The organism is Paraburkholderia sp. EG286A, assembly GCF_040965375.1.
Lineage (GTDB): Bacteria > Pseudomonadota > Gammaproteobacteria > Burkholderiales > Burkholderiaceae > Paraburkholderia.
Genome location: NZ_JBFRCB010000005.1, coordinates 413,654 through 440,599 on the forward strand (window position 1 = coordinate 413,654; position 26,946 = coordinate 440,599).

27 protein-coding genes are annotated in these 26,946 nt (G+C 64.0%); 15 read left to right on the forward strand and 12 right to left on the reverse strand.

All coding sequences use genetic code 11. The features are described from left to right. Positions 1-2: 2 nt before the first annotated feature. A complete protein-coding gene (locus AB4Y35_RS25030) occupies positions 3-1,787 on the reverse strand; it encodes a gamma-glutamyltransferase family protein (protein WP_368706428.1) in 1,785 nt (594 codons plus the stop codon). Positions 1,788-2,011: 224 nt separating this feature from the next. Here AB4Y35_RS25030 and AB4Y35_RS25035 point away from each other — a divergent pair, with 224 nt between their 5' ends. Further along, positions 2,012-2,662 (forward strand): FadR/GntR family transcriptional regulator, encoded by a 651-nt coding sequence (locus AB4Y35_RS25035; RefSeq protein ID WP_368706429.1) that lies wholly within the window; start codon positions 2,012-2,014, stop codon positions 2,660-2,662. Between the two features lie 27 nt (positions 2,663-2,689). Here AB4Y35_RS25035 and AB4Y35_RS25040 read toward each other — a convergent pair whose 3' ends face one another. Next, the gene (locus tag AB4Y35_RS25040) at positions 2,690-3,106 is read right to left on the reverse strand and encodes a heme-binding protein (protein WP_368706430.1); all 417 of its coding nucleotides are present in this window, start codon (positions 3,104-3,106) and stop codon (positions 2,690-2,692) included. Positions 3,107-3,311: 205 nt separating this feature from the next. Next, entirely contained in the window at positions 3,312-4,508 is a 1,197-nt protein-coding gene (locus tag AB4Y35_RS25045; RefSeq protein WP_368706431.1) for an NnrS family protein, read from the reverse strand. A gap of 301 nt (positions 4,509-4,809) precedes the next feature. Between AB4Y35_RS25045 and AB4Y35_RS25050 the strand changes: the two genes are divergently transcribed. Next, the gene (locus AB4Y35_RS25050) at positions 4,810-5,796 is read left to right on the forward strand and encodes an aldo/keto reductase (RefSeq protein WP_368706432.1); all 987 of its coding nucleotides are present in this window, start codon (positions 4,810-4,812) and stop codon (positions 5,794-5,796) included. Here AB4Y35_RS25050 and AB4Y35_RS25055 read toward each other — a convergent pair. The 3 genes from AB4Y35_RS25055 to AB4Y35_RS25065 all read right to left on the reverse strand — a co-directional run bounded on the left by AB4Y35_RS25055 (position 5,793) and on the right by AB4Y35_RS25065 (position 8,310). Next, positions 5,793-6,842, reverse strand: a complete 1,050-nt coding sequence (locus AB4Y35_RS25055) for a methyltransferase (RefSeq protein WP_368706433.1) — start codon at positions 6,840-6,842, stop codon at positions 5,793-5,795. The two genes, AB4Y35_RS25050 and AB4Y35_RS25055, sit on opposite strands and share 4 nt — an antisense overlap. A gap of 112 nt (positions 6,843-6,954) precedes the next feature. Then, entirely contained in the window at positions 6,955-7,665 is a 711-nt protein-coding gene (locus AB4Y35_RS25060; protein ID WP_368689015.1) for a DJ-1/PfpI family protein, read from the reverse strand. A gap of 96 nt (positions 7,666-7,761) precedes the next feature. Further along, positions 7,762-8,310, reverse strand: a complete 549-nt coding sequence (locus tag AB4Y35_RS25065; RefSeq protein WP_368706752.1) for a carboxymuconolactone decarboxylase family protein — start codon at positions 8,308-8,310, stop codon at positions 7,762-7,764. A 167-nt stretch (positions 8,311-8,477) separates the two neighbouring features. On the opposite strand from AB4Y35_RS25065, the gene AB4Y35_RS25070 reads away from it, so the two are divergent. The 7 genes from AB4Y35_RS25070 to AB4Y35_RS25100 all read left to right on the forward strand — a co-directional run bounded on the left by AB4Y35_RS25070 (position 8,478) and on the right by AB4Y35_RS25100 (position 14,808). Continuing rightward, positions 8,478-9,239 carry a hypothetical protein gene (locus AB4Y35_RS25070; protein ID WP_368706434.1) on the forward strand — a complete coding sequence of 254 codons (762 nt, stop codon included), beginning with the start codon at positions 8,478-8,480 and terminating at the stop codon, positions 9,237-9,239. 237 nt (positions 9,240-9,476) lie between these two features. Continuing rightward, complete coding sequence (locus tag AB4Y35_RS25075) at positions 9,477-9,788, forward strand: DUF2282 domain-containing protein (protein WP_368706435.1); 312 nt, start codon at positions 9,477-9,479, stop codon at positions 9,786-9,788. Between the two features lie 43 nt (positions 9,789-9,831). Then, positions 9,832-10,761, forward strand: a complete 930-nt coding sequence (locus AB4Y35_RS25080; RefSeq protein ID WP_368706753.1) for a DUF692 domain-containing protein — start codon at positions 9,832-9,834, stop codon at positions 10,759-10,761. Further along, entirely contained in the window at positions 10,751-11,530 is a 780-nt protein-coding gene (locus tag AB4Y35_RS25085) for a putative DNA-binding domain-containing protein (protein WP_368706436.1), read from the forward strand. Before AB4Y35_RS25080 ends, AB4Y35_RS25085 begins: the two co-directional genes overlap by 11 nt. A 5-nt stretch (positions 11,531-11,535) precedes the next feature. After that, the gene (locus AB4Y35_RS25090) at positions 11,536-12,039 is read left to right on the forward strand and encodes a DoxX family protein (RefSeq protein ID WP_368706437.1); all 504 of its coding nucleotides are present in this window, start codon (positions 11,536-11,538) and stop codon (positions 12,037-12,039) included. Continuing rightward, positions 12,036-12,677 (forward strand): DUF1109 domain-containing protein, encoded by a 642-nt coding sequence (locus AB4Y35_RS25095; RefSeq protein WP_368706438.1) that lies wholly within the window; start codon positions 12,036-12,038, stop codon positions 12,675-12,677. Before AB4Y35_RS25090 ends, AB4Y35_RS25095 begins: the two co-directional genes overlap by 4 nt. Before the next feature lie 52 nt (positions 12,678-12,729). Further along, on the forward strand, positions 12,730-14,808 hold the full coding sequence (locus AB4Y35_RS25100) for an NAD(P)/FAD-dependent oxidoreductase (RefSeq protein WP_368706439.1): 2,079 nt from the start codon (positions 12,730-12,732) through the stop codon (positions 14,806-14,808). Between the two features lie 51 nt (positions 14,809-14,859). On the opposite strand, the gene AB4Y35_RS25105 is transcribed toward AB4Y35_RS25100, so the two are convergent. Further along, on the reverse strand, positions 14,860-15,777 hold the full coding sequence (locus AB4Y35_RS25105; RefSeq protein ID WP_368706440.1) for a cupin domain-containing protein: 918 nt from the start codon (positions 15,775-15,777) through the stop codon (positions 14,860-14,862). Between the two features lie 101 nt (positions 15,778-15,878). On the opposite strand from AB4Y35_RS25105, the gene AB4Y35_RS25110 reads away from it, so the two are divergent. Further along, positions 15,879-16,628: an SDR family oxidoreductase gene (locus AB4Y35_RS25110; protein WP_368706441.1), complete on the forward strand. Its 750-nt coding sequence runs from the start codon at positions 15,879-15,881 to the stop codon at positions 16,626-16,628. Positions 16,629-16,647: 19 nt separating this feature from the next. After that, positions 16,648-17,406, forward strand: coding sequence for an SDR family oxidoreductase (locus AB4Y35_RS25115; protein ID WP_368706442.1), 759 nt, complete (start codon positions 16,648-16,650; stop codon positions 17,404-17,406). A gap of 40 nt (positions 17,407-17,446) precedes the next feature. Here the strand turns inward: AB4Y35_RS25115 and AB4Y35_RS25120 are convergent, their stop codons facing one another. The 3 genes from AB4Y35_RS25120 to AB4Y35_RS25130 are packed head-to-tail and all read right to left on the reverse strand — an operon-like array spanning position 17,447 to position 21,339. Beyond that, a complete protein-coding gene (locus AB4Y35_RS25120; protein WP_368706443.1) occupies positions 17,447-18,574 on the reverse strand; it encodes a hypothetical protein in 1,128 nt (375 codons plus the stop codon). Between the two features lie 35 nt (positions 18,575-18,609). Further along, positions 18,610-19,929, reverse strand: coding sequence for a hypothetical protein (locus AB4Y35_RS25125; RefSeq protein ID WP_368706444.1), 1,320 nt, complete (start codon positions 19,927-19,929; stop codon positions 18,610-18,612). Between the two features lie 33 nt (positions 19,930-19,962). Then, positions 19,963-21,339 carry a hypothetical protein gene (locus AB4Y35_RS25130; RefSeq protein ID WP_368706445.1) on the reverse strand — a complete coding sequence of 459 codons (1,377 nt, stop codon included), beginning with the start codon at positions 21,337-21,339 and terminating at the stop codon, positions 19,963-19,965. A 299-nt stretch (positions 21,340-21,638) separates the two neighbouring features. Between AB4Y35_RS25130 and AB4Y35_RS25135 the strand changes: the two genes are divergently transcribed. Continuing rightward, entirely contained in the window at positions 21,639-22,550 is a 912-nt protein-coding gene (locus tag AB4Y35_RS25135) for a LysR family transcriptional regulator (RefSeq protein WP_368706446.1), read from the forward strand. Between the two features lie 76 nt (positions 22,551-22,626). On the opposite strand, the gene AB4Y35_RS25140 is transcribed toward AB4Y35_RS25135, so the two are convergent. Further along, the gene (locus AB4Y35_RS25140; protein ID WP_368694406.1) at positions 22,627-23,538 is read right to left on the reverse strand and encodes a LysR family transcriptional regulator; all 912 of its coding nucleotides are present in this window, start codon (positions 23,536-23,538) and stop codon (positions 22,627-22,629) included. 212 nt (positions 23,539-23,750) lie between these two features. Between AB4Y35_RS25140 and AB4Y35_RS25145 the strand changes: the two genes are divergently transcribed. Beyond that, positions 23,751-24,728, forward strand: a complete 978-nt coding sequence (locus AB4Y35_RS25145; protein WP_368706447.1) for a zinc-binding alcohol dehydrogenase family protein — start codon at positions 23,751-23,753, stop codon at positions 24,726-24,728. Between the two features lie 445 nt (positions 24,729-25,173). Then, positions 25,174-25,530, forward strand: a complete 357-nt coding sequence (locus tag AB4Y35_RS25150; RefSeq protein ID WP_368688997.1) for an STAS/SEC14 domain-containing protein — start codon at positions 25,174-25,176, stop codon at positions 25,528-25,530. 147 nt (positions 25,531-25,677) lie between these two features. Here the strand turns inward: AB4Y35_RS25150 and AB4Y35_RS25155 are convergent, their stop codons facing one another. Continuing rightward, positions 25,678-26,382, reverse strand: coding sequence for a helix-turn-helix transcriptional regulator (locus AB4Y35_RS25155; RefSeq protein WP_368706448.1), 705 nt, complete (start codon positions 26,380-26,382; stop codon positions 25,678-25,680). A 150-nt stretch (positions 26,383-26,532) separates the two neighbouring features. Here AB4Y35_RS25155 and AB4Y35_RS25160 point away from each other — a divergent pair, with 150 nt between their 5' ends. Then, positions 26,533-26,931 carry a VOC family protein gene (locus AB4Y35_RS25160; protein WP_368706449.1) on the forward strand — a complete coding sequence of 133 codons (399 nt, stop codon included), beginning with the start codon at positions 26,533-26,535 and terminating at the stop codon, positions 26,929-26,931. Positions 26,932-26,946: the final 15 nt, after the last annotated feature.

The following is a 26,946-nucleotide window of genomic DNA, read 5'->3' on the forward strand; positions in this document are numbered from 1 at the left end:
GTTCAGCGGCCGATCGCGTAGGCCTGCATCTGGCGCGGCGTGGCCGCGCCGCGCATGAGTCCGTTGCGCATGCCCACCGCGCACACGCGCCCGAGCCCCCATGGCTCGGCCACCGTGAGATCGTGCCCGCGCGAGCGCAATTCGGCGAGCGTGGCTTCGGGAAAGCGCGACTCGGCCGACATCTTGCCGAGCTGCATCGAGCGCGGATAAAACGAGCCGGGGAAATGCGCGGTCTGGAACGAAGGCGCGTCCACGGCGGCCTGCAGGTTCATGCCCGCATGCACGTGCCGCAGGAACAGCTGCATCGACCATTGATCCTGCTGGTCGCCGCCCGGCGTGCCGAACGCCGCATAGGGCTTGCCCTCGCGCGTGACGAGCGTGGGCGAGAGGGTCGTGCGTGGACGCCGGCCCGGCCCGAGCGACGAAGGCAGGCCCTCTTCCATCCAGAACATCTGCGCGCGCGTGGTGACGTTGAAGCCGAGGCCGGGTACCGCGGGCGACGCCTGCAGCCAGCCGCCCGATGGCGTGGCCGAGACCATGTTGCCCCAGCGATCGACCACGTCGAGGTGCACGGTATCGCCGCGCAATTCGGGCAGCGGTGCGAACGTCGGCTCGCCCTGCCCGAAGCCGCCCGGCTGCTGCCGGCCCGCGTTGGCGAGAATGCGCGCTGCCCGCGCCTCGCTGTCGAGAAGCGGCCCGGGGCGGAATTCGAACGAGGCCTTGTGCGGATCGACGAGACGGCGGCGCGCGTCGTTGTACGCGTCGCTCAGCAGGGTTCCCATCGGCACGTCGGCAAAGCGTGGATCGCCATAGAACACGTCGCGATCGGCAAACGCGAGCTTCGACGTTTCGATGACCGTGTGCACGAAATCCGCACCGAGCGGATCCATCGCGCCCAGATCGAAGCCCTTGAGCAGCGCGAGCTGTTGCAGGAACATCGGCCCCTGGCCCCACGGTCCTGTCTTGTGCACGCGCAGGCCCGCGTAGTCGTACGAGAGCGCTTCCTCGTAGGTGGGCTCCCAGCGTGCGAGATCGTCCGCATCGAGCAGGCCGCGATTGCGAAGACCGGAGGTGTCGAGCACGTCGGTCGAGCGGAAATACTGGTCGATCGCGTCGGCCACGAAGCCGCGGTAGAACGCCGAGCGCGCGAGTTCGCATTGCTCCGCGCGGTCGCTTTTCGCGCTCGCCTCCCGCAGGATGCGGCGGTACGTGGCGGCAATGGGGGGATTGGCGAACAGCGCGTTCGGCGCGGGGGCGTCGCCGTCGCGCAGCCATTGCTCGGCGGAGGTCGTCCATTCGCTGAGGAAGAAGTCCTTGATCGCGAGAATCGACGCGCACATCCGCGGCAGCACGGGATAGCCGTTCTCCGCGTAGCCGATCGCGTAGCTCAGCACGTCTTCGAGCGGCAGCTGCCCATAGTCGCGCAGCATCGTCATCCATGCGCCGAACGCGCCGGGCACCACGGCGGGCAGCAGGCCGGTGCCCGGCACGACTTCGAGCCCAAGCGCGCGCATGCGTTCGATCGTCATGGCCGCCGGCGTCACCCCCTGGCCGCACAGCACGCGCACGCGGTCTTCCCGCGCGCTGTAGAACACGACGGGCAACTCGCCGCCGGGACCGTTGAGATGCGGCTCGACGATCTGCAGCACGAAGCCGGCCGCCGCCGCCGCGTCGAACGCGTTGCCGCCCTTCTCGAGCACCGCCATCGCCGACGCACTGGCGAGCCAATGCGTGGACGCCACCATCCCGAAGGTTCCGAGCAGCTCCGGCCGCGTTGTAAACGACATCTTCCACTCCCTGTGCGAGAGGCTCGACTCGCAACCGAACCTTTCGTGATTGGTTCCAAAACCTTTCACGATCAGCATACGAAGGAAGATTTTTGGCTGCACCCGGTGTTAACCCTGCAATCTCGACTGAATCCAAGGCTTTCATCGATTCTGGAGACCCCGCGGTTGCACGCCGCCGCACGGCTGCTAGAATTGAACCAATCTATATTGGTTCACACGACACCATGGAAAGGTCCGCGCTCGACCACCTGCTTGCCTACATCGCACAACACCGCCTGAAAGACGGCGACGCGTTGCCTCCCGAACGCAAGCTCGCCGAGGACCTCGGCGTGAGCCGCCGTGAACTGCGCGAGGCGCTTGCTTCGCTGGAAGCGTCGGGTCGAATCTGGCGCGGCGTGGGGCGCGGCACGTATCTGGGCGCGCGGCCGCTGAAGTTCGCGCCCACGCTGCGCGGCCTGCGCTCGCGTACGAGCCCGGCCGACATCGCGGAGATGCGCCTCATGTTCGAACCGGCGTTAGCCGGTCTTGCCGCCGCCAAGGCCACGCCTGAGGATCTGGCCGAACTGGAGAAGTGCGCAAAAAGAAACGCGACGGCGAAAAACGATGAGGAGTGGCAACTATGGGACCAGCGCTTTCACCTGCTGATCGCACAGGCCTCGCGCAACCCCGCGATCATTGCCCTCATGGAAGTGATCAACGGCATGCGGATCAAGCCGACCCAGCGTGAAAAGACCACGGATCAGACCACGCGCCATCATTTCGCGCAGCAGCACCAGTCCATCGTCGATGCGATTCTCGCCCGCGACGGCGAAACCGCCGCGCGCTGCATGCGCGAGCATCTGCTGAAGGTGCAGGGATACGGCTCGCCGCATTGACGGAAGAAGCTTCGGCGTTTCACGCGTTCACTTCACGGTGGAAGCCGCCGCCTTGCACGTGACGGCATCCTGTTCGCCCGTGCCGCCGCTGCAGCCGATCGCGCCGATCACCTTGCCGTCCTCGACCAACGGAAAACCGCCGGGCGACGCCACGAGGCCCGGCACGAGCGTGGCGACATAAGCATGACCGCTCTCGAACTGGTTATAGAAAACGCGGGTCTCGCGGCGAAAGCGCGCGGACGTGCGCGCCTTGTTCTGCGAAATCTCGACGGAGGCGTATTGCGCGCCATCCATGCGCTCGAAGGCAACGAGATCGCCATGCGGATCGACCACGGCGATGTTCATTTTCCAGTCGTGCCTGCGCGCCTCGGCTTCGGCAAGCGCAAGCAGATGCTTCGCCGCATCGAGCCCGATAGGCGAACCGTAAGGAATGTCGTAAGGCATGCGCTCGGGAACCTCAGCCGCTGGTGGCGCGGAAGCTGACGTTTGAGCCTGCACGGAGGTTACAAAGACGAGACAGGCCGCGCCTGCGATCTGAACAGAGTGATGCATTGCACACCCTCCTTCATCGGCGGGCCCAAGGCGTGACGCGCGTGCGGCCCTCGCAGCCAACATACTCGCGCGATACCCCGTGTGCAAGGCCGATGGATCAGCCCTCCTTACCATCGACACGCGGCGCAACGAGCCAGCCCGCGTAGCGATAACAGTAAGCCGCGAACGCAACGACCCAGCATGCGCCCGACGCTTCGATCCAGAATGTGAGCCACTGCGGCGCGAGCCAGGGTCCCACCACGCGAATCAGCGCGGCGAGCACGAGCAACACATAGCAGGCAATGTCGAAGCCGCCCGCCACCAGCTTGCGGCCCGTATGTCCGCGCGCCGTGCGTGTGATCATCGCCATGATCGCGCAGCCGATCGCGCCCACCGTGAACGCGTGAATGGCGAGCGTATGCGCGACCCAACCCATTGCGGCGAGCCCGAGCAGCACGAAACCGACGGGTATCCAGGCATAGGCGATATGCAGGATGGTCAGGATCGGCCGGTTGCCGACGCGCCACGAACGCCAGCCCCAGATCCGCGCGCCTTGTGCGCACGCCGCCGCGAGCGCGGCGATCGCCACGAGCACGCCGGAGCCGAGCGCGGCGTCGAGCACGAACGCCAGCGCGCTGAGCGGCATCACCGCGCGCTCGACCGCGTTCCAGCGCTGCGCCGCGTAGTTGGGCACGGCATTGGCCGTGAACGACGGGATGATGCGCCCGCCGATGATCGTGATGAACAGCACCAGCATGCCCACGGCGAGATACGCGCTGTGCAGCGCCCAGTCCGCGCGGCCGGCCAGCATCGAAAGATGAAATGCTACGTTGAGCGCGGCGAGCATGCCGAGCGCGACCGGCAAGAAGATGTTGTGGCTGTTCTTTGCGCCGATGAGCACGCGCAGCAGCACGAGCGCGCAGGCGGGGAGAAAGAGGCTGTCGACCACGGCGGCGACGCCAGACGGTGCGTAGGCAACGGTGATGCGCCCCGCGAGCCACAGCAGCCAAAGCGCCGCCAGCGACTTGCCCTGCGCCGGCGTGACCGACGTCCACGCGCGCACGGCGGTCAGCAAAAAGCCCGCCACGATCGCTGCGCCGAAGCCGAAAATCATTTCGTGGGCGTGCCAGAACATGCCGGGCAAGTACGAACTGAAACCCGGCAACGGATGACCGGCATACGCGGCCATCCAGGCCAGCAGCGCCGCGCCGCCAAAGAGCGCGCCGCCAAGGTAGAACGGCCGGAAGCCGAGCGCCCACAGCGCGAAACCGCCGCGGGCCGCGGGGGTGGGTTCTTCGATTCGAAAGACGGTCATGATCGCTCTCGCCAATACATTCATTTGAAATGCATCTTATATGGACTGGGCGAGAAATGTCGCTGGGAAGCTGCAAACGCGATGTAATGCCGCAGGTTTGATTCGGTGCTCCCCCGGGGCAGCACCAGGCGCGCACGCGTGTTTGTACGTTAGCAAAGGTTGCAGCGTGCGATGACCGCCGGGCGTATTGCCGCCCACTGAAACAGCCATCGAAGAATCGTGCAAGGAATCAAGAGTATCGTGCTAACACGTCTCCGACGCGCGTGCCATTCTAGGTAGCTAGCCATCACAGGAGGGCAATATGCTGAACACGCGCAAGCTTGGACGTGAAGGACTCGTCGTTTCGGAGATCGGGCTGGGGTGCATGGGGATGTCCTACGCGTACGGCACACCCGATGACGCCGAGTCGATCGCCACGATCCATCGGGCGATCGAACTGGGTTGCACATTCCTCGATACCGCGGAGATCTATGGTCCTTTCGCCAACGAGGAACTGCTCGGACGCGCGCTGAAAGGGCGTCGTCACGCGGTGACGATCGCGACGAAATTCGGCTTCAAGATCGACAACGGGGTACGCGGCCTCGACAGCCGCCCCGAGCATATCAAGGCGGTGATCGACGCGTCGCTGGCCCGGTTGCAGACCGATCACATCGATCTGCTCTACCAGCATCGCGTGGATCCCGCCGTACCGATCGAGGATGTGGCGGGCGCGGTCAAGGACGCGATCGCCGCGGGCAAGGTTCGCTATTTCGGCTTGTCGGAAGCGAGCGTCGATACCATCCGGCGCGCCCATGCCGTGCAACCCGTCTCGGCCGTGCAAAGCGAGTATTCGCTCTTTGAGCGCGGCGTCGAAGACAAGGTGCTGCCGGCCCTGCGCGAACTGGGTATCGGCTTTGTGCCCTACAGTCCGCTTGGCCGGGGCTTCCTGACCGGCAACGCCACGCGGGCGGAGGACCTTCCCGCCGACGACTGGCGGGCCGCCAACGATCCGCGCATCCAGGGCAGCAACTTCGATACGAACGTCAAGCTCGCAGATTTCATCAAGGCCCTTGCCGACGAGAAGTCCGTGACACCGGGCCAGCTCGCGCTCGCGTGGCTGCTCGAGCAAGGTGACGATCTGGTCCCGATCCCCGGCACCAAGCGGCGCAAGTACCTCGAAGAGAACGTGAACGCAGCGTCAGTTCGTCTGACGCCTGCGGAACTGGATCGCATCCGGAGTTTCCTTGCCGGACACCAGACCGCAGGCACACGTTACCTGCCGCCCATGCTGTCACATCTCGACCGCTAGCGGACGCCAATCACCATCGCGTTCTGCCTGCCCAGCGGTTCGACTCTGATCTCCCGAAAGCCCGCCTCGGTCATCCATTCGCGGCACTGCCTGGCGGTATAGTCGAAACCGCCGGGCGTCTCGATCAGCATGTTCAGACTCATCAGCAAGCCGAACGCATTGTGCCTGCGCTCGTCGTCGATCATCGCGTCATAGACGATCAGACATCCGCCAGCGGGCAACGCCTGATAACTCCTCGCGAGCAATTCGCGCTTCTGTTCGAGATTCCAGTCGTGAAGAATGTGTCCCATCACGAGGACGTCGGCGGAAGGCAACGCGTCCTTGAAGAAGTCGCCCGGATGAAAGCGGATTCGATCCTGTAGCGCGTTCGCGGCGATGTAGTCGTTGAACACCGGAGCGACCGCGGGCAGATCGAACCCAATTCCTGCAAGATGCTCGTGCGTACGCGTAATCTCCGCCACGAGGGCGCCCTGCGCGGTGCCGACGTCAACGAACGAGCGATAGTTCTGCCAGGGAAATTTTTGCGCAATCTCCTTCGCCAGATCGAGGCTGACACCCGTCATTGCGCCCAGAAACTCACGGAGCACGCGTTCGTCACGATAGATTGCCTCGAACGCATTGCCGCCCTGCTTTGCTTCGTTCTGCGGCAGACCCGTGCGCAGCGCTTCGGTCAGCGAACCCCAGAACGGGTATAAGCGGTTGTTAGCCATGAGCAGCAATCCGGCGATACAGCCCGGTTTTGCTCTGTCCAGAAATGCGCCGGCCTCAGGAGTATTCCGGTATTGGCCGTCGTCTCGATCCAGGACCCCTAGCGCGACCAGTGCGTCGAGAAAATCCTGTGCCGATCTCGGATGCAACTGCATTTGCTCCATCAGTTGTGTTGCTGTGCGCGGCCCTCCGCCCAGAACGGTGAACAGGTCGAGTTCGACTGCGGACAGCAGCGTCTTCGAGGCCCAGAAACCCATGGCCAGCTGCAGCAGCTTTTGCGGGGAAGCGGCAGTTGCGTTCCCGGTTTCAGACGTCAAGGTGCCCGATTGCGTTTCCATTGTCTTGCCTCCTTTCTCAGATGACCAAGGGTCTCGATGGCTTTGCTTCGCTACGCGAATCTTCCTTGCGTCAACAGAACACCTTGCGGGCGAACACTATTCCGCGCCTGCCTCATCTTCCAGACATGCGCATTCGGTCCTGGTAGACGCGTCCGGTAGCCATCCGCTTTTCGGTAATGGCTTGCGCCCGTTCGGTCACCGTTGCCAGTATGTGCGCCGGTGCCTTTTCAGGAGAGCCAGACTGGAACGGTGGCTGCGGGTCATAGGCCATATACAGCTGCAGCTCCTGGGCGACCGTCTCTCCCCGCAGCAGCGAGACCACGATCAGGGAGCCATCGATTCCCGACGTCACGCCGCCCGCGCTGATCATCTGCCCGTCGATCACCACACGCTCGCCGCTGGGAATCGCGCCATAGAGCGGGAGGACGTCCATTGCCGTCCAGTGCGTCGTGGCATGCTTGCCATGCAGCAGGCCAGCCGCACCGCAGAGCAGTGCGCCGGTACAGACCGAAAAAACGTAGCGCGCGCCGGCTGCCTGGCTGCGGATGAACGACAGAACGGTTTCGTCGTGCATCAAGGCCTCCTGGCCGTGTCCGCCCGGCACGAGGAGGACATCGAGCTGCGGCGCCTCTTCGAACGTGGTGTCGGCGAGCAACTGCATGCCAGCCAGATCGCGAACCGGGTTCTTGTCCTTCCAGAGCGTCATGAACGACGAATTCGGCACTCGCGCCAGCGCCTCGAAAGGTCCGGTGAAATCGCACTGGTCCATGTTCGGGAAGATGATCCCGCCAAGTTTCAGGTGAACGTCCAGAGGAATCGTCATATCCGTCTCCGTTTGGAATGCAGAACACCGGGCGTGACCAGCGAGGAGGCGGACAGTCGACTACCGCCCCCTCTCTGGCGCATCAACGCCCGGTCCTTAACCCTGCCACGCGTACTGCTGGAACATCTCCTCGAGCGGCGGGTTGGCAACGCTGCCGGTATAGTTCGTCATCGTCGACGCAGCGACAACCAGGATGACCTCGAGCACCAGAGCCGGAGCAAAGCCGGCGGCCGTGAAGGACGCAACATCCTCGTCGTCGAGACGGCCACGCTTGTCGATCAACGTGCGCGCGAGATGCGAAAGCGCCGCCAGCTTCGCGTCGGCCGGCAGACGACGGGCACGAATGGCATGCACGTCGGCTTCGCTGAGCCCTTCCTTGAGTGCGAGGAAGGTGTGGAAGGCGACGGGCCAGGTGCTGCCATTGGTGACGGCATTCGTGAGCAACAGGGTCTGAACCTGTGCCTCCGTAAAGCTGCCGCCGTGAACCTGCTGAAACACGGCGGTCAGGCCATTGATCAGCTTTGGCGAACCGGCAATTGCGCCGGCAATGTTGGGGACCATGCCGAATGCTTCGGCAAGACCTCGAAATGCCGGTTTCGAGCCTTCCGGTGCCGATTCGAGTGTATATACGGGGAGGTTAGCCATGATATTTCCTTGGGAGGTGGACACGTGCATCAAGGGGCGATGACACGACAAGCGAAGAGTAGTGATGCGCCGCAGCCTCGCCAATTACATGGCGTGTAATAGAAGATAGTCGTTCAGGCATCCAGCGAAACCAACCGCGCCTGCACGCGAAAACGGAGAGTCGAACAATGCACCATCTCGGCATTGCGGTCATTGTGTTTGCCTGCGTGTTCACCAGCGCCCTGCTCGGCCTGTATCTGCACACCAGGCTGCCGGAGCGCCATCTCGGCGACGAATCGGTCAGCGTCATTAAGCTGACGATTGGATTGATCGCCACCATGGCCGCATTGGTGCTCGGGCTGCTGATCTCGTCGGCGAAAAGCTCGTTCGATGCCGCGAACGCCGCGGTCGTACGCGACGCCACCGACATCATTCTGCTCGATCGCACACTGGCCCAGTACGGTCCGGAGACGCAGGGGATCCGGGCCTTGCTGAAGCAGGGCCTCGCCACCGGGATCCAGAAGATCAGTTCCGGCGATCCGGCTCAGCTGTCGAGCATGCGCAGCCCCGAGGAGCTCAAACGCGGGGAAAATATTCAACGCAAGCTGGCGGAACTGTCGCCGACCAGCGAAACGCAACGCCGGCTACAGTCGCGCGCCATTCAGATCGCCGGCGACGTACTGGCGATGCGCGAACTTGCGCTGCTGCAGGCGGCAGGATCGACCCCGATGCCGCTACTGCTGACGCTCGTGTTGTGGCTGTGCATCATCTTCGGCTCGTTTGGGCTGTTCACCTCACCCAACGCGACTGTCGTCATCACGTTCTTTCTGGGCGCGATATCCACCTCCATCGCCATCTTTCTGATCCTGGAAATGAACACGCCGCTCGGCGGAATCGTCGCCGTCTCCCTCGCGCCGGTGCGTGAGGCGCTCGCCATACTCGGACAGTAGTCGTCGCGCTAGCACATAGAAGTTTTGCCGCCGCGATCGACATCGCGCGTTAGTTCGTTCGTTCAGGCCTTCCGGTTACAGCCGGAAGCGCTTTTTTTTGCGCTCGCAAGCTCCCCCTCCCCCTTCGAATATCTTCACGCAAAAAAAATCGACCGGTGTAACCGGCCTCCAGCGTCGCGCGAATTAGCTGGTGTATCCGCGACGGATACCTCAAATCTCAATCACTGGAGAACGTCCATGTCCGCAAAGACCGCTGTTAGTTCCGCCCTGCTTGCAGGTGCCGTTGCCAGCCTGCTGGCTTCAGTCGCGCATGCCGCACCGCTCACGAAGGAAGAAATGAGCGCCGCCGTCGCCGCTCACAAGGAGAAGTGCTTCGGCGTCGCGCTGAAGGGGCAAAACGACTGCGCCGCCGGTCCCGGCACGACCTGTCAGGGGACCTCGACGGTCGACTTCCAGGGCAACTCGTGGAAGTTCGTTCAGGGCGGCACCTGCGCGAGCATCGTCGTGCCCGGCGGTGGCCACGGCTCGCTCACGCCGATCAAGTCCTGATCGCTACGACCACGCAAGAGAGGGGACGGTCATGAACACTTCCATGCAATCAGCGGCGAGGTCCGGCCGTCCCCTTCGCAAGGCGCCTGGCGCGGCTGCGCTCGTAGGCACGAGCTTCAAGCATGAGCATCTCGCGGCGATTCTCGAAGACGGACTGCAGGACGGCTTCTTCGAGGTGCACGCCGAGAACTATATGGGTGCAGGCGGGCCGCCGCACCGCGCATTGCACGCGATCCGCGAACGCTATCCGGTCTCGCTGCACGGTGTGTGCATGTCGATCGGCGGACCGGACCGGCTCGACGCCGGCCATCTCGCGCGCTTTGGCGAGCTGGTCGCGCGCTACGAACCCGCACTCGTTTCCGAACACCTCGCGTGGTCTTCGCACGGCGGCACGTTCTTCAACGATCTGCTGCCACTGCCTTATACGAAGGCGACACTCGATAAGGTCTGCGAACACATCGATCAGGTGCAGGCAGCCATTGGACGTCCGATGCTGCTCGAGAATCCGTCGACGTACGTGGCGTTCGCCGCGTCGACGATGAGCGAAACGGAATTCATCCATGCGGTCGCGCAGCGCACGGGCTGCGGGCTGCTGCTCGACGTCAACAACGTTTTCGTTTCGGCGACCAATCACGGTTATGCGGCACGCGCGTACCTCGCGGATTTTCCTCTCGAATACGTCGGCGAGATTCACCTGGCCGGCTACAGCGAGCAGCACGACGACGAGCACGCGCCACTGCTGATCGACAGCCACGACCGCGCCGTCTCCGATCCGGTCTGGGCGCTCTACCGCGACGTGATCGCGCGCACCGGGCCCATACCGACACTGATCGAATGGGACAGCCAGTTGCCTGCGTGGCCCGAACTACGCGCACAAGCGTTGGCGGCCCGTCGCATCGTCTCCGAACTTTTTCTCGACAATGCATCGGAGTCCGATACATCCCTCCTGGAGCGCACCGGCCATGAAGCCTGAGCAATCCACGAGCGACTACGCGACGGCCTTCGCGCCGGGACTGACGAACCCCGACCTCGCCGCACCGAACGGTGTCGTGGCGGCGCATGGCAAGGGTGTCGTCAAGCGCTACAACGTCTATCGCAACAACGTCACGGTCAGCCTCATCGATGCGCTGGCCGCGATCTATCCCGCCGTGCAGCGCATCACGGGCGTCGAGTTCTTCCGTGCGATGGCGCGCTGTCACGTGCGCGCTGCGCCGCCGGCTTCGCCGCTCCTGTTCGAGTACGGACGCGACTTTCCGTCGTTCATCGAAAGCTGGGCGTACGCGCGTGACATGCCGTGGCTTGCGGATACGGCACGCATCGAGCGCGCGTGGCTCGACGCCTATCACGCCCGGGACGCCGCACCGCTTGCGGCCGACGCATTCGCGGGCATCGATGCGAATTCGCTCGCGCAGCTGCGCTTTGTCCCGCATCCGGCCGCGCGCATCGTGCGCTCGCGCTACCCTGCCGTCGCGATCTTCGCGATGAACCGGACGCCCGGCCCCGTCACCGCGCTGCATTCGAGCGATGTGGAAGACGCGCTCGTCACGCGGCCCGATTACGACGTGATCGTCTCGCGCCTGCCCGTGGGCGGCGCTGCGTTTCTGCTCGCTCTCCTCGAGGGCATGCCGCTCGGCGCCGCCGCGCAGGCGGCCTTCGAGGAGAGCGACGCCTTCGACCTGCCGGCCAGCCTGGCCGCAATGATTTCGGCCGGCGTGTTCGCCGCCGTTCAACCAGGAGCGTAACCATCATGCAAACTCGACAGGACTCCAGACCGTCTTTCGTGGGCAACGTCGCGCACGCGATCGGCTGCGCCCGGCGCTTCATCGAACGGCTCGCACAGCCGTCGTTCGTGCAGCTGGTGCTGCGCCTTGCGCTGGCCGTGCCTTTCTGGAAATCGGGCATTCTCAAGTGGCACGGTTTCCTGCAGCTCAACGACACGGCCATCGATCTCTTCACCGACGAATTCAAGCTCCATCTGCCCGGCGGCCCGTATCCGTTTCCGGCGCCGGCCCTCTTCGCGTTCCTCTCCGCGTGCGGCGAGGTCGGTTTCCCGGTGCTGCTCGTGCTCGGGTTCGGCACGCGCTTCGCAGCCGCCGGATTGCTGCTGATGACCTGCATCATCGAGCTGACGGTGCCGGACGGCTGGCCGATCCACATCACATGGGCCGCCATGGCGCTCGGCATCGCCGCCTGGGGCCCCGGCGTGATATCGATCGACTACCTGCTCGGAGACCGCGCGTACCGGTCATGAAAACGCGAGAGCTGGTCACCCGGCTCGCGAGCGACGTGTCGCCCATCGAGCGCTACGCCGTTCCGAGGCTGCTCACGCGCGCGCTGCTGCACGGCCTCGCCGCCAGCGCGGCCCTGCTGGTTGCGCTGTACGGCGTGCGCAGCGACATGCCCGAGCTGATCCTCACGACGATGTTCTGGGTGCGCCTCGCGTTCCCGCTCGCGATCATCGCCGCGGCCGTGGCGCTCGCCGAGCGTCTGGGCCGCCCCGGCGCGCGCCTCAGGCTCGCGGGGCTCGCGGCGGCGCTGCCGGTAGCCTCCATGCTGCTCGCCGCCGGCAGCGTTCTGCTGGCGACGCCGCCGGGCTACCGGCTCGAGTTGATGCTCGGGACGACATGGCGCACGGCGACGGCGAACGTCGTGCTGCTCTCGCTGCCCTCGCTCGCTGCGATATTGCGCGCGATGAAGCAGCTCGCGCCGACACGCCTCGCCCTGGCCGGCGCGGGCGCGGGTCTGCTGGCCGGCGCGCAGGGATTGCTCGTGTACTCGCTGTATTGCTCGGAGATGGCGGTCCCGTTTTGGGGTGTCTGGTACGTGCTCGCCATCGTCATCACGACCGTAGTCGGCTCGGCCGTGGCGCCGCGTTGTCTGCGCTGGTGAGATTCGCGTCGACGCCGCATGCGCCGTGATGGTTCGCTCGAAAGGGTGCCGTATGTTCTGGAACGCCTTCAAACCCCTGGTCCGCTTCGCGCCCACAGTACGCGCGCTTTGCATGCCGTGGCTGCTGCTTGCCACTCGCGTCTGGTTCGGGCAGGTCGTGCTCGTGCATCAGATCATGGCCATGGCGCAAGGCAATCCGGGCGGCTCAACCGGCGCCGGATTACATGCGCCGTCCAGCGTGGAGGCAGCACTGCACGGTATCGTGCCGCTCCTGCTCACCGCTGGCCTGCTGACCCGGCCCATCGCGCTCGTGTTGCTCGTTGGCGGCTACGGATCGATCGCCCTCGGTCCGGGCGGCACAACGCTTGTTTTGCTCGCGTGGCTGGTCGTGCTGGGTCCGGGAACCTTCTCCCTCGACGCGATGTTGGCGCGAGGCCTGGCGTGGGCGCCACTTGGCCCGGCCCGACAGGTCAGGAAATGCTATGCGCTGATCGAACGGTATGTGTCCCCTGTGCTCCTGCTCGTCTCGCGCGCAGGCATAGCGGCGTCGCTCAGTCTCGCTTCCGCATTGACGCCTTCCCTTTTCGGGCAGGCTGCCCATCAAGATCTCGCGGCACTGTTCGCGTACCCCTCATGGATCGCTGCGCTGCTCGCATTGAGCATCGCCTTCGGCTGCATGACGCGGCCCGCGATGCTCATCTATGCCGCCATGGTTCCGCTCGCCGGCATCGCCATGTCCATGGACGACCGGCTGGCCATGCTGCTTCTGCTGCTGATGTTCGTCGCCACGGGGCCCGGCGTCATCTCGGTGGATCATTGGCTCGCCCGCTGGGTGCTCGACCGCCCGGAGAAAGAAGAAGGCACGCTCAATGAATGTCCACATGTCGTCGTGGTCGGCGGTGGCTTTGGCGGGATCGAGACCGTTCGCGGCCTGCGCAATTCGCGCTGCCGGATCACCCTCATCGACCAGCGCAATCACCATCTGTTTCAACCGCTGCTCTATCAGATCGCCACAGCAGCGTTGTCGCCCGGCGAAATCGCGACGCCGATCCGAAGCCTCTTTCGTGGACAGCGAAACGTCCAGGTCCGTCTGGGCAGCGTCACAGGCATCGACACCGCCACTCGCGAAGTGCTGATCGGCGCAGCCAGCCTGAAATTCGACTATCTCGTGCTCGCGACCGGCGCGCGTCACAGCTACTTCGGCAACGATCACTGGGCGCCATACGCGCCCGGGCTCAAGAGCATCGAGGACGCGACCTCGATCAGGAGCCGTCTGCTACGTGCATTTGAAGAAGCGGAAACGGCCGCCGACGAAGCAGCCCGTGCCGCGTGGCTGACGTTCATCATCGTCGGCGGAGGACCGACGGGCATCGAGCTGGCCGGCGCCATCGCGGAACTGGCGCACCACGGGATGGATCAGGAATATCGCACGATCGATCCGTCGACCTCGCGCGTCATTCTGGTTCATGCCGGTCCCCGCGTTCTGCCGACGTTCCCGCCTTCCCTGTCTGCCGCCGCGGAACGTTCCCTTCGCAAGCTGGGTGTCACGATCTACCTCGATACCCGGGTGCTGGGCGTCGATCAGGAGGGCGCCGACCTCGGCAAGGATCGCATTGCCTCCCGCACCATCCTGTGGGCTGCCGGAGTGGCAGCGTCTCCGGTCGCCAGATGGCTAAACCAGCCAGAAGACGCGTCCGGACGTATCAAGGTGAACGACGACCTCTCCGTTGCGGCAGCTGAAGGCGTCTATGCGATTGGCGACGCCGCTGCGAGTCTGGGCTGGAACGGCGCGGCGGTGCCGGGGTTGGCGCCTGCCGCCAAACAGCAGGGAAGATATGCCGCGCGCGTGATCGACGCACAGCTCGCGGGTCGCCGTCCTCCGCCGCCGTTTCGATACCGGCATTTCGGCAGCCTGGCAACGATCGGGCGTCAGGCCGCGGTGGCAGAAATCGGCCCCATCCGCATGTGGGGTGCGCCAGCGTGGTGGTTCTGGGGCGCCGCACATATCGCGTTTCTCACCGGAGGGCCGAACAGGGCGAAGGTCATGCTGGATTGGCTCTGGGCCTACGTCACCTACCGACGCAGCACGCGACTCATTACCGATCCGGCTTCCGACAGGCGACCGGGTTGATCTTCGCAGTGCGCGCGCCCCAAGCCCTGCCGGCAACCTGCTTGCGCCTGCTTACGCGCCATCCGGGGCCATCTGCTCCTCACGCGCGTACTGCGTGGGCGGCCGGCCGACGTGCCGCGTAAAGGCAACGCTGAACGTGCTGGCCGAGCTGTAGCCGACAAGTTGCGCAATCTCGGCAATGCGGCCGTGATTGCGACGCAACAGATCCTTCGCGAGCGCCATGCGCCAGGTCAGCAGGTATTCCATCGGCGCGACGCCGACCGCGCGGCTGAAGCGCTCGAAAAACGTCGAACGTGAGAGCGCGGCCTGCTTCGCGAGCGCCGCAACCGTCCATGGCTTCGTCGGGTGCTCGTGCATCTCCCGGATCGCAGCCGCGAGGCGGCTGTCGGAGAGCCCGCGCACGAGACCCGGTGGCGCGTACGTTCCCGCCGTGGATCGCAGTGCTTCGATGAGCAGCACTTCCAGCAGGCGCGAGAGCACGACTTCGCGCGCAGGCCGCTGCGCTCTCGACTCCTCGCGCACGAGTTTGACGAGTGTGGCCAGCCGCTCCTCGCCGCGGACATGCACGAGTTGCGGCAGCAGCGAGACCAGCAGGGACGAATCCGGCGACCCGAAGCTGCAGTGGCCCGCCACCATGCGCGAGTCGACCGGGTGGTCCGCAGCGCCGATTCTGAATTCATTGTTGCCCAGCGCGACGGGCGTCACGGGCTCGACGTCCGGCGGCGGAGGCTCGAGGCTGCTCACCTCGATGCCATAGGACGCGGGAATCAGGACGAAGTCTCCGGCCACGAGTTCGAGCGGCGCGTGATCGTCGATCGTGATGCAGCACCCGCCGTCGAGGATGACGCAATAGAAAGGCTCGCCCGCACCCGAACGACTGATGCGCCAGGGGCCGGCGCCGAGGACGAGTTTGGAGTAGCGCGCGCTCGGCTGCAGCAGCGTCACGACTTCAGCCAACGGATCGATCATGGCCGGACTCCTGCAAACGAAATTCGGATCTTTGATTGTAGCAAGTACGGTCTGCGCGATCTATCGTATGGACACACGCAAACCTTGCCAAAGGAGATTCCATGCAAACCGTGCTGATCACCGGCTGCTCTTCCGGATTCGGGCTCGAGATCGCCCGCTACTTTCTGGCCCGTGACTGGCGGGTCGTCGCCACGATGCGAACGCCACGTGACGACGTGCTGCCGCCTTCGGAACACCTGCGCGTGCTCGCGCTCGACGTCACGAAGCCGGAGAGCATACGCGAGGCCGTCATGGCCGCGGGCCCGATCGACGTCCTCGTCAACAATGCGGGCTACGGCGCGGCTTCCCCGGCTGAACTGGTTCCGATCGAGGCCGTGCGCGAGGTCTTCGAGACCAACACGTTCGGCACGATCGCGGTGACGCAGGCCGTGCTGCCCCAGTTCCGCGAGCGCAAGGCGGGCGTCGTCGTGAACGTGACGTCGAGTGTGACGTTGAAGGCGCTGCCGCTGATCGGCGCGTACCGCGCGAGCAAGGCGGCGGTGAACGCGTTCACCGAGTCGATGGCGCTGGAACTCGAGCCGTTCGGCGTGCGGGTGCGCCTCGTGCTGCCGGGCCGCTCACTGGAGACGCGCTTTGGAGATAACGCGCGTGCCCATATCCACGGCTTCGACAACGAAGCCTACGCCGGTCTCGTCAAACAAGTCCTCGCGCATCTGGAGGACACGGCGTCCCCGCTCACCCGGGCCCAGGACGTCGCCGAGGCCGTATGGCGCGCGGCGACCGACCCCTCGTCGCCGATGCGCATTCCCGCCGGCGCCGATGCCGAAGCATGGGCAGCCGAGGTGAGCTAATCAACACCAGGAGATTTGCATGCAGGACAACGTCATCGCCCTCGTCACCGGGGCCAATCAGGGAATCGGTCTTCAGATCGCGAAGGATCTCGTGTCACACGGCCTCACGGTGCTCGTCGGGTCGCGCAATCTCGAACGCGGTGAAGCCGCGGCCAGGGAAGTTGGGCCGAACGCGCGTGCGCTCCAGCTCGACGTGACGGACCACGCTTCGATCGCTGCCGCCGCGCAGCGTATTCGCGACGAGCATGGCCGCCTCGACGTGCTCGTCAACAACGCCGCGATTTCGAGCACGAACCGGCAGCCCGGCCAGTCCGTCGAGGACTTCGCGAAGACCACCCGTCCGAGCAATGTCTCTCTCGATGAAATGCGCGCGGTGTGGGACACCAACGTGTTCGGCGTGCTGGCCGTTTATCAGGCGATGCTGCCGCTCCTGCGCAAATCGACGGCGGCCTGCATCCTCAACGTGTCGAGTGGCGTGGGGTCGCTCACGACGAACTCGGACCCTGCGTTCCCGTGGCGCTCGATCTTCGGTCCGGTCTACCCCGCGTCCAAAACGGCGCTCAACGCGTTGACCGTTGCGATGGCGATCGAGCTGGAGCCGGAGGGCATCAGGGTCAACGCCGTCTCGCCGGGCTACACCCGCACGAACCTGAACGGCTATACGGGCACGGAGACCGTCGAGGAAGGCGCGCGCGAAGCGGTGCGCGTCATTCTGCTGGGACCGCACGGCCCGTCGGGGACATTCACCCGCTGGGAAAATCAGACGATTCCGTGGTGAGCGAGGGGCCGCCGAAGGCGAACGGTTGACTCCACGCTCGTTACGCGGAATGTGCCGCTTGTGCGAGTTCGAAGCGAATCGTGCGGTGGGTGCGTTCGACGCTCGCTTCGCGCTGCGCTCGCAGCGGCCCGTCAAACGCCTCGAACAGGTTGTTGCCGCAGACGTCTTCAAGGTCCGGCGCGACACGAATGACGGGCCGCGTCGCCGTCCAGGGCGAAGCCGGCGTAAAGGTCCAGCGTCTTTCGCCCCGTTCGATCGCGACGCGCCCTGATAGCGGCCGTTCGTCGTCCCCCACGACCGTAATCGCACGCCGGAGCAACGCCCAGTCCAGCGGCTTCGGAAACACGATCTCCAGAGGTTGACAACTCTGCACCGCAGGCGGCAGCACTGTCCAATGCGCGACCGCAATGGGCTCGCGAACCGCCTGCCCGACAACGAAAGGCTTATAGAAATTCTGCCGTAGCGGACGACCGGACGAGTCGAACATTGCCGAGCCGATGGCCAGCGCGTAGCGTTGCCCCATCGTCAGCGGCGGCCCCAGTTCCCGATTGGGGCCTACCCAGCGTTTCAGCCTGCCCGGATCGAGCAGAACCGTCAGGCATCGCATGCTCCTGTCCCAAAGCTCTACCGCTGGCCGATAGAGCACGTCGTGCGCAGGCCGTCCATCGGGGCCGATGAGGCGGATCTGCGCCTCGGCACCGCCACGCCGCATCGGGCTGGAAAAGCAAACGTAGAAGCGAAGCAGGTTTTCCGGCAGCACATCGGCGGAGGGAAAGACACCCGTCACCGAAGCCGGGTCGGCGCCGATCGGGTTCGGTAGCGAGAATTCGAGCGTCAGCACGTCCGCGTACTCAGGCCGGCCGAGCGGCCGCGGATCGAAGCTTGCTCGATAGCGAACGCCCGGTTCGAAAGGAAAACGCGGAATGAATCGCACCCCGGCCTCCAGAAGCTGATAGCGGCCGGCCACGTCGGGAAGTTCGTCGCCGCCCGGCATGGCTGCATCGATGACGTTCACACGCAGCACGGATCGCAACTGGCGGGCCGTTCCCTGGCGTTCGACGAGAAACTCAACGAGATCCGCATCGAGGTTGCGCACGCCGACGCAAGCTGCCCCGCCCGGCTGTATCTCGTGCTCGATCCGCAGTGTTGGCTGGAGCGTCATCGGCATCCTCACGCAGTCTCGTTGTGCGATCTGCCCACCGGCTACGCGTGGTCGATCTCGTTGCGATGTTCGCGGTAGTGGAACGGATCGGGACCATTCGGCCAATTCATTTCCGCCATTCCCAATCTGCGGTCGAAGAAGTACGGAACCATCAGCGTACCGATGTCCAGTCGCCAGGACGTCTTCGGATGCCGCCAGATGACGGCAGCCCACCGTGGATCGAGAATCGCGATATGTTCCGCCCGGATCGGCAGATCGCGCTGCGTGCGCCCGAGGCCGCCCGGCCCGAAGTCGATGGGGCCACCGGTCGGCTCGGGTTTCGCGGTCGTCAACTCCGCAGCTTCGATACGCGACGCGCTGCGCACATCGATGGTCACCAGCAAGTAGTCCTTATGGTCGGTCGGATCGGTATAAGTCAGCATATCCAGCGGATTCGACCCATAGCCCAGCTCGCCGATCGTGTCCCCACGCACATGCGCGCCATCCTTCAAATCATCCAGGCGGAAGCGGACGAGCGGCGTGCAACCGTACACCGCAAACAGGTACGGTTTTCCATCCATCTCCCGGATCAGTTGCCGCACGATCGGGGCGCGCGTTTCGAACTCTCCGTGCGTCGGGTGCCAGATTTCGACGGTGCTCGTCGACAGCCGGGAACTGAACGGGTATGGGATGCGATACAGCGTCGATGCAAAGCGCTGATTCGAGATTCCCGTCACGAAAACCTCGCCGTTGTAGTACTTGACGTCCGTGATCGCATAGACCTGTTGGGGCTCGAACTCCAGCATCGCCTTCTGGTCCGGCTCGTTTGGAATGGCCATTTTCGAGTGCGCAATCCCGTCGAGTTCGAGCAACTCGAGCTTGCCGTGATCGACCTTCACGATCGCCGCCATGGCGCCTGGTCCACTGCCGCGTTCGACCGACATGAAGATCTGCCGCGACGGCTGATGGATCGCCATATCGTTAATGACAATATTGCCAACCGTCGTGCCGAAGAGCGCAGCAAGCTTCTGATCCACACCCAGGACCAGATCGCGGCCTTCGAAGTTATGAAAATTCCCCATCTCCACGTCGGCCTGAGAGGTTACGTCCGACTCCCTCAGCGCAAACGCATGAACGGCCGCGCCCGTGATGTCGCCGACGAAGAGGACATTGCCGGGCCCGAACTCGAGGGCACCCGCGGACTGGAGCGGACCGCCCGGCCGTGGCGAGCCGGCCCCCTCCACTTCGGTCCTGGTCTTTTCACCCCCGGCCAGCGCCGGGCCGGACAAGGCAAGCATGAGTGCCGAGGCCGAGCCAGCCCGCAGAAACTCGCGCCGCGAACGGACATCGTCCGCCATACCGGATGTTGTCGTGTGGTCCATTGCGTTCCCTGGTTGTCGCGTCAACGTTCAGTGCTAGATGGTGGCGAATCCGCCGCCGGCCGCCGTCAATCCACCGCTGACCTCGAGCGCATCGATTGCGCCATGCAGCTCCAGCGGATTGACGCCTTCGCCATGCGTGATCAGGCCGCCGGCAATCGCGAACTTGCGCGCCGATCCTCCGGGCTTGATGCTGAGCGCCGTCGCCGCAAGCCGGACAACGACGCCCTTGACCAGTGAGTCGCCCGTCCCGCCCCACGTCTCGATGCCGCGACGGACGGCGATCTCGCCGACGGGCTGGCTGATCTGGATGCCCACTGCGCCATCGGCATGCGTGACGACGCGCTCGAATTGCGCAGACCGCACGGTGCCCGTGTAGACATTGAAGCCGCGCGATCCCTGGCCGAACGTCTCGATCAACGCGTTGACTTCGAGCCGCTCGAGGGAGCCGAAATTCACGAAGCCGATGCCGCTCGGCCCATAGGACGTGACTTTCCCGTCGACGATCCAGCGATCGACGGCGCCCCAGTTGTCGAGCACCATGTCATTCGGACCGTAGGTCGTCACCGGGCCGTGGTTGTGCACGCTGGCGACGCATGCGCCCGACACGACGAACACGCCGCCGGTGATGCGATCCGGCGTGCCGGGCGCGATGCCGCCATCGCTGTGGACGGCGCCCGTCTCCAGCCGATGCGCGACGACACGTCCGCCTGTCTCTCCGGCGCCGCCAACGAAGATGCCGCTGCCGCGAACCGGCGCACCGGCACGGCCCGCCGAAAGCCCGCTGAGGTCCGCCGTGATGACCACGCCGCGGTCTTCGCGCTGATTCCAGAGCGTGAAGACGCCCGGAATGACTTCGACGCCGTATCCCTTCGGGCGCTCTTCATAGCCACGGGCGTCCGCAGCCCGAATGTCGATATCGTGTGCTTCGACATGGCCGCCAGCCACGCTGTCGCGGGCCAGCAGCTGCACGACGCCCGCAATGCTCAGATCGTGCAGCTCGAGCCGACCGAATCCGTCGACGCGGGTGTCGTTGAAAATGGCGCGCCGATCGGGGTCCGTGAAAAGCCGCAAGCCCTCGACCCGATTGTCTGCCGAAAGCTCCAGCCCGTCGCTGCCGGGCGCGAAGCGCAGGGCGGCTTGTGCGTCGATGCCAGTCAAGGCCAGACCGGGCCGCAGGCGAAGGGCCGCCACCCCATCGATCTGCGCTGAAACGACGATATGCAGAACCTGGTCGTCGTCGACCGCCGTCTGCAATTCAGCGAGCGTGGAGACGTTGCGCGTTTCGGTGTTCACGATGGGTCGTTCCTCCATGACCTGATGCACGGTGCGCACGGGCGAAAACCCGCTAACGGCAATGCGTTTTGCCACGACCTCGCCGGCCTGCGCTTCGTCCGCTGCATAGAACAGCACGGCTCACTGCGGCGACCGATTCGCGGACTCGTGAACCGCAAGTTGTTCTGGATGGTAGCCAACCGTTCGGCTGACCGCTAACGGACATTCCGGAAATTGGATTTCCATTTCTGGAAAGCTCACGCGAGCGGCCGCCGTGCGTATCGCCAGTTCATGGAGGACACCTTCGCGACCGGCTCCTTCACGTCGCCACGGGCGCACTGCTGCCTTGCTGCCGCCCGGTTGCGGCAGTAATCTGCGTCAGACGATGGAGGCCGCAGATCGCCAGCAAGATGCCGGTCGGACGGAGCGTAACGGTAATGAAAGATCTGAATACGCTGCTGATTTTTGCGAAGGTCGTCGAGGCGAGCAGCTTCTCGGAAGGCGCGCGGCGACTCAAGATGCCCATTTCCTCGGTGAGCCGCCGTATCGCCGAACTCGAAAATCAGCTGGGCGTTCGTTTGCTCGATCGATCCACGCATCACCTGAGGCTCACGGACTTCGGCGCCGAAGTATTCGAGCTCGCAAAACAGGCTACGGAGGTCAGCGAAGCCGTCGACAACGTCATCTCGAACCGTCTGCCAGAGGTGTCCGGCGCCGTGCGGCTCTGTGCGCCGCCGAATCTCTCCGACTCGCTGATCGTGCCGGTCGTCGAAGCCTTTCAGCAGTCTTACCCGAACGTGGAAGTCAAGGCATTCATTACCGAACGCATCGTCGACCAGATAGCCGAGGACGTCGATATCGCGTTCAAGGTCGGAACCTTCACCGACCCGACGCTCGAAGCCCGCACGCTCTTGACCTATCGGCATCAGGTCGTTGCGAGCCCGAAGTACCTCGCCCGATGCCCGCCTCCGGAATCGCCGCGGGACCTTCCCGCGCACCGGCTTTTCGCGTTCTCTTTCTGGAAGCCGGACTATCGCTGGAGCTTCGTTCACGTCAACGGCCGGGATACCGAAACGGTTTCCTTCCAGCCGGCAATCGCCATGAACGATTACACCGGGCTCATCGTGGCGCTGCTCGAAGGCTGCGGCATCGGGGAACTGCCGCCCATCGTCCAGCCGGACCTCGTGCGCAGCGGGCAGCTCGTCGAGGTCTTGCCAGACTGGCATCTGCCCGTGTTCGACCTGACCCTCGCCAACCTGCGCGACCGCTATCTGCCCCGGCAGGTTCGCATCTTCAGGGACTTCGCGTCGAAGATGGTGCCCGGGCTCTTTGGCACCTTACCTTCCTGAAAGGCGAACACAGGCGATACCAACGAACCTGTTTCAACCATTCTCAGTCTATGAGGAGTTCGAATGTTTCGACTCCCTACTCCGGAAGATCCGGAAACAACACCGGTGCCATTTCGATCGCAAATTCCTTGAAGAGTCTGCACGGTTTCGAAATGTGCCGGTTGCCCAGGTAGACGAGTGAGAGGTCGTACGTCGGGAGGCGCCACTGCGGCATCACTTCAACCAGCTTGCCCTCGCGGACGAGGTCGGGCCGAACCACAGGCGGTAACTCACCAATGCCGGCACCCGCGAGCAACATGGAAGCGAGGCCGGAAAAATCGTTCATGGCGAATAACGGCTGGAACGTGAGCGTCTGCTTTTCGCCGCCATTCTCGTGCATGAAGCACCAACTGCAATCCGGCTTCCAGTGCGAAAACGCAAGGAGGCGATGCTCGAGCAGATCCTGCGGCTTTCGGATCGCCCCGCAGCGCCTGAGGCAGGCGGGCGTTGCCACGATGCGATGCCGATAGGCCAGAAGGCGCCGCGCGACCAGCGACGAATCGCGCAGTGCACCCACCCGGAACACGAGGTCGACGCCGTCCGCGATATGTTCGACGTAGCGCTCGGTGACGAGAATCTGAAAACGCACGTTCGGATAGTGCTTCTGGAATTCCATGACGAGCGGCGTCAGCAAGGTATCCGAAACGCTCGGCGGCGCCGAAAGGCGCAAGAGCCCGGACATGTCCGAGAGATGGTTGGAAGCGACGCTGTCGATGGCCTCACCCAGCTCGACGCCTCGCACGGCTTGCTCGTACACCTCCTTGCCGAGGTCGGTGAGCGCGAGATTACGCGTGGAGCGTTCGAGGAGCCGAACGCCCAGTGCCTGCTCGAACTCCGCGATGTGCCGGCTGACCGTAGAGACCGGCATGCCAAGCCGGCGTGCCGCTCCGGAAAGGCTGCCCGCTTCGACCACCCTTGCGAATATCACCAGCGAGTTGAGGTTCGCCATCGCTTTTCCATCATTGGAAAACCATTGTGCGCCAATCGTCGGCGGCGTCGCAAGGACGAGCGCGAACCCGGAGCACGAGCGCGCACGTGACATGTCATGGCACGCCGATCTTCCCGGAACTGGAAAACGATTTTCTGCTTTACCGCCTACCGGAAAATCGCAGCTGCTCTAGTGTTTTGCATGTACATCTGCGAGCCGCAAAGGAGGCGTCGATGACGACCATGAAAGCAGCAGTGATCCACGAGCCGGGCGGCCCTGAGGTGCTCAAGCTCGAACAGCGTCCGATACCGACGCCACAGCGCGGCGAGGTGCTGATCCGCGTGAAGGCGTTCGGACTCAACCGGTCCGAAATGTTCACGCGGCAGGGATTTTCTCAGAGCGTGAAGTTTCCGCGCGTGCTGGGAATCGAGGCGGTCGGCACCGTGGAAGACGCACCGGGAATGGAGTTCGCCAAAGGCGATACGGTTGCCACCGCGATGGGAGGCCTGGGGCGTGAGTTCGACGGCAGCTATGCGGAGTACACCTGCGTACCTGCCCGGCAGGTGCAAAAACTGGTCACTGGCTTGCCCTGGGAAACGCTCGGTGCGATGCCGGAAATGCTGCAAACCGCGTGGGGCTCGCTGTTCAAGGCCCTCGCGCTGCAACAGCGGGACCGGCTGCTGGTTCGCGGCGGAACGACATCGGTTGGACTTGCCGCTGCGGCAATCGCCAAAGCGCACGGTGCGTTTGTGATAGCGACGACGCGCAATCCGCAGAAAGGCGACGCGCTGCGTGCCAACGGCGCCGACCGTGTCGTCATCGACTCGGGCGCAATCGCGCAGGAGATCGGCGAAGTGTCGCCCGGCGGCGTGGATAAAGTGCTGGAACTCATCGGAACCACGACACTGAAGGACTCGTTGCGCTGTGCGAAACAAGGCGGCGTGGTGTGCATGACGGGCATTGTCGGCAACCAGTGGTCGTTCGATACCTTCAGCCCGATGGAAGTGATACCGAGCACGGTGAAACTCACCATTTACGACGGCGGCGTCAATGAATTCATGGCGACCCCGTACGACGAACTGCTGGCGCAGGTGAAGGCCGGAACACTTCGCATCCCCGTTGGCAAGGTGTTTCGACTCGACGATATCGTGGAAGCGCACCGATGCATGGAAGAGAACAAGGCCGGAGGGAAGATCGTCGTACTGCCATGAAGACGGCTTTCAGGCGATTCCGCTGACCAATGGGAGCCACGACCTTACGTTTTGCGGTGCACACCAGCAACGGCTGACCAGCAGGAAGCTTCGCTAAAGGCGACGCGCCCGATCTAGCCCAGACTGCAGCGCACCGCAAGATTCCCCAATTTTGTTGTTGTGCCGTGCAGACACGACGCACCGCTATTTTTGTCGGCTAGATGAATGTCACACGCCTTGAGTAATCTGGCGATGCGCCTAAAGACGGAATAGCCCCCGTCAGGTGCACCCCTCGGCCGCGTCCCTGTATGCGGCCTTTTTTTGCACTGCAAACATTTGAGGCGCTTTGCAAAACGTCGTGGACGGAACACCGTAGCACGTGAAAAGGGGTACCATGAGAAAACAATCGAACGCCAGGCTTATCCGTGCCTGAGCGTGTAACGTCTCCGTACCCAGGGGGCCCGCCATGATCCAGTATCACTCCACGCCCGATTCGCCGGTCGTCGAAATCACCGTCGAAGGCAAAATCACCGACCACGATCTGCGCGAAGCCATCGAGCGCATGCGTGGCGATCTCGAACTCAACGGTAAGACCCGTGTGCTCGAACGCATCGAGCATTTCAGCGGTATCGAGCCAAAGGCGCTGTGGACCGACATGACGCTCGGCGTCCCCCTCGCCCGCAAGGTCACACGCGCCGCGGTGGTGGCCGACGCGGGCTGGATTCGCGCCTCGATGCATTTGGCGCGATTCTTTACCAAGGCCGAAATCAAGGCGTTCCACGTCAGCGAACTGGAACAGGCGCGCGCCTGGATCAACGCCTGAACGGTGCCTGCAGGCGAGCGCGTCGGACGGCAGGCGGCAAGGAGCCGTCACTCGTTCCCAACGCCGGATTGACTGCTTTCGCAGTCAGGAGGCGCTTTGCCTTCATGGCAGCAGGCAGCGCCGTCGCGAGCACGGCGTGAACCCAATTTATTCCGGCAGATCGATCCCGCGCGATTGCTTCATATGCTGTTTCCATCGTGCCATCAGTGTTCTTCTCCGCACGTCGTGCGGCTCATCAAGAAACGTGGCGTCGACGATTCGATCGGTCCTGAAGTGACGAAAATCCTGACGCAATTCGCACCACGCAACAAGTAGCCGGACCGCATCCGCGTAACCAATGAGCAGCGGCCAGATTGTGCGTTTGCTCGCGCGTCCGCGTTCGTCGCGGTAACGGATTCGAAGCTTGCGACCCACGCGAATCCACTCGCGAACCTGCGCGATATTCAGCATATCGGCCGGCAGCGATTGTGGCGGGGGCGTGCTGACTGTCGGCTCCGCGATGAATGGTCTCAACGAGTCCGGCACCGCCGCCGTGATCTTGGCGATCAGATCCCGAGCGGCTCTTGCCAGCACCGGATCGCTTCGTTGGGCGACCCATTGTGCGCCGAGCACGGCGGCTTCCAGCTCATCGGGCGTCAGCATGAGAGGCGGCATGTCGTAGTGACGGTCGAGCACGTAACCAATGCCTGCCTCGCCAGAAATGGGCACGCGTTGTCCCATCAGATCGGCGATGTCGCGATAAACAGTCCGCATGGAGATTTCCAGTTCTTCGGACAGAGCGCGCGCGGTCACTGGACGCTTTGCGCGTCGCAGAATCTGGATGATCTGGAAGAGTCGATCGGCTCGGCGCATGACGGAGTTTCGCTGCTGACAGAATGGTGGCAGCAGGCCTTTTGTAGGATGCTGGAAAGTCGTCTACCGCGTTAGCGGCGACTTTATCGACGGACCTCGCGCTTGCCAACGCTGGTCCGGATACTGGTTTGCCTAATAAAGGACAAGAAAATGGACTTCGTCTCCGCTCGCATTATCACCGATGACATCAAACGGCTGGTCCGATTCTACGAGGACATCGGGCTCAAGGCTATCTGGTACACGGAGGAATTCGCAGAACTGTCGACCGCGACCTGCACGCTGGCGATTGGCAGCAAGCGCACCATGGACCTGTTCGGGTCAGGGGCCGCGATACCGGCAAGCAATCACTCGATGATTCTCGAATTTCATGTGCACGATGTGGATGAGGTTTACAGCCGGCTCGGCGGGTGGCTCGAAGACGTTGTACAGGCACCCACCACCCAGCCATGGGGCAATCGCTCGCTGCTTGTTCGGGATCCGGACGGCAATCTGGTCAACTTGTTTACACCGGTCACCCCTGAGGCCATTCGCAAGTACGTGAAGCGGTGAGTCGTTGCGGCGGGT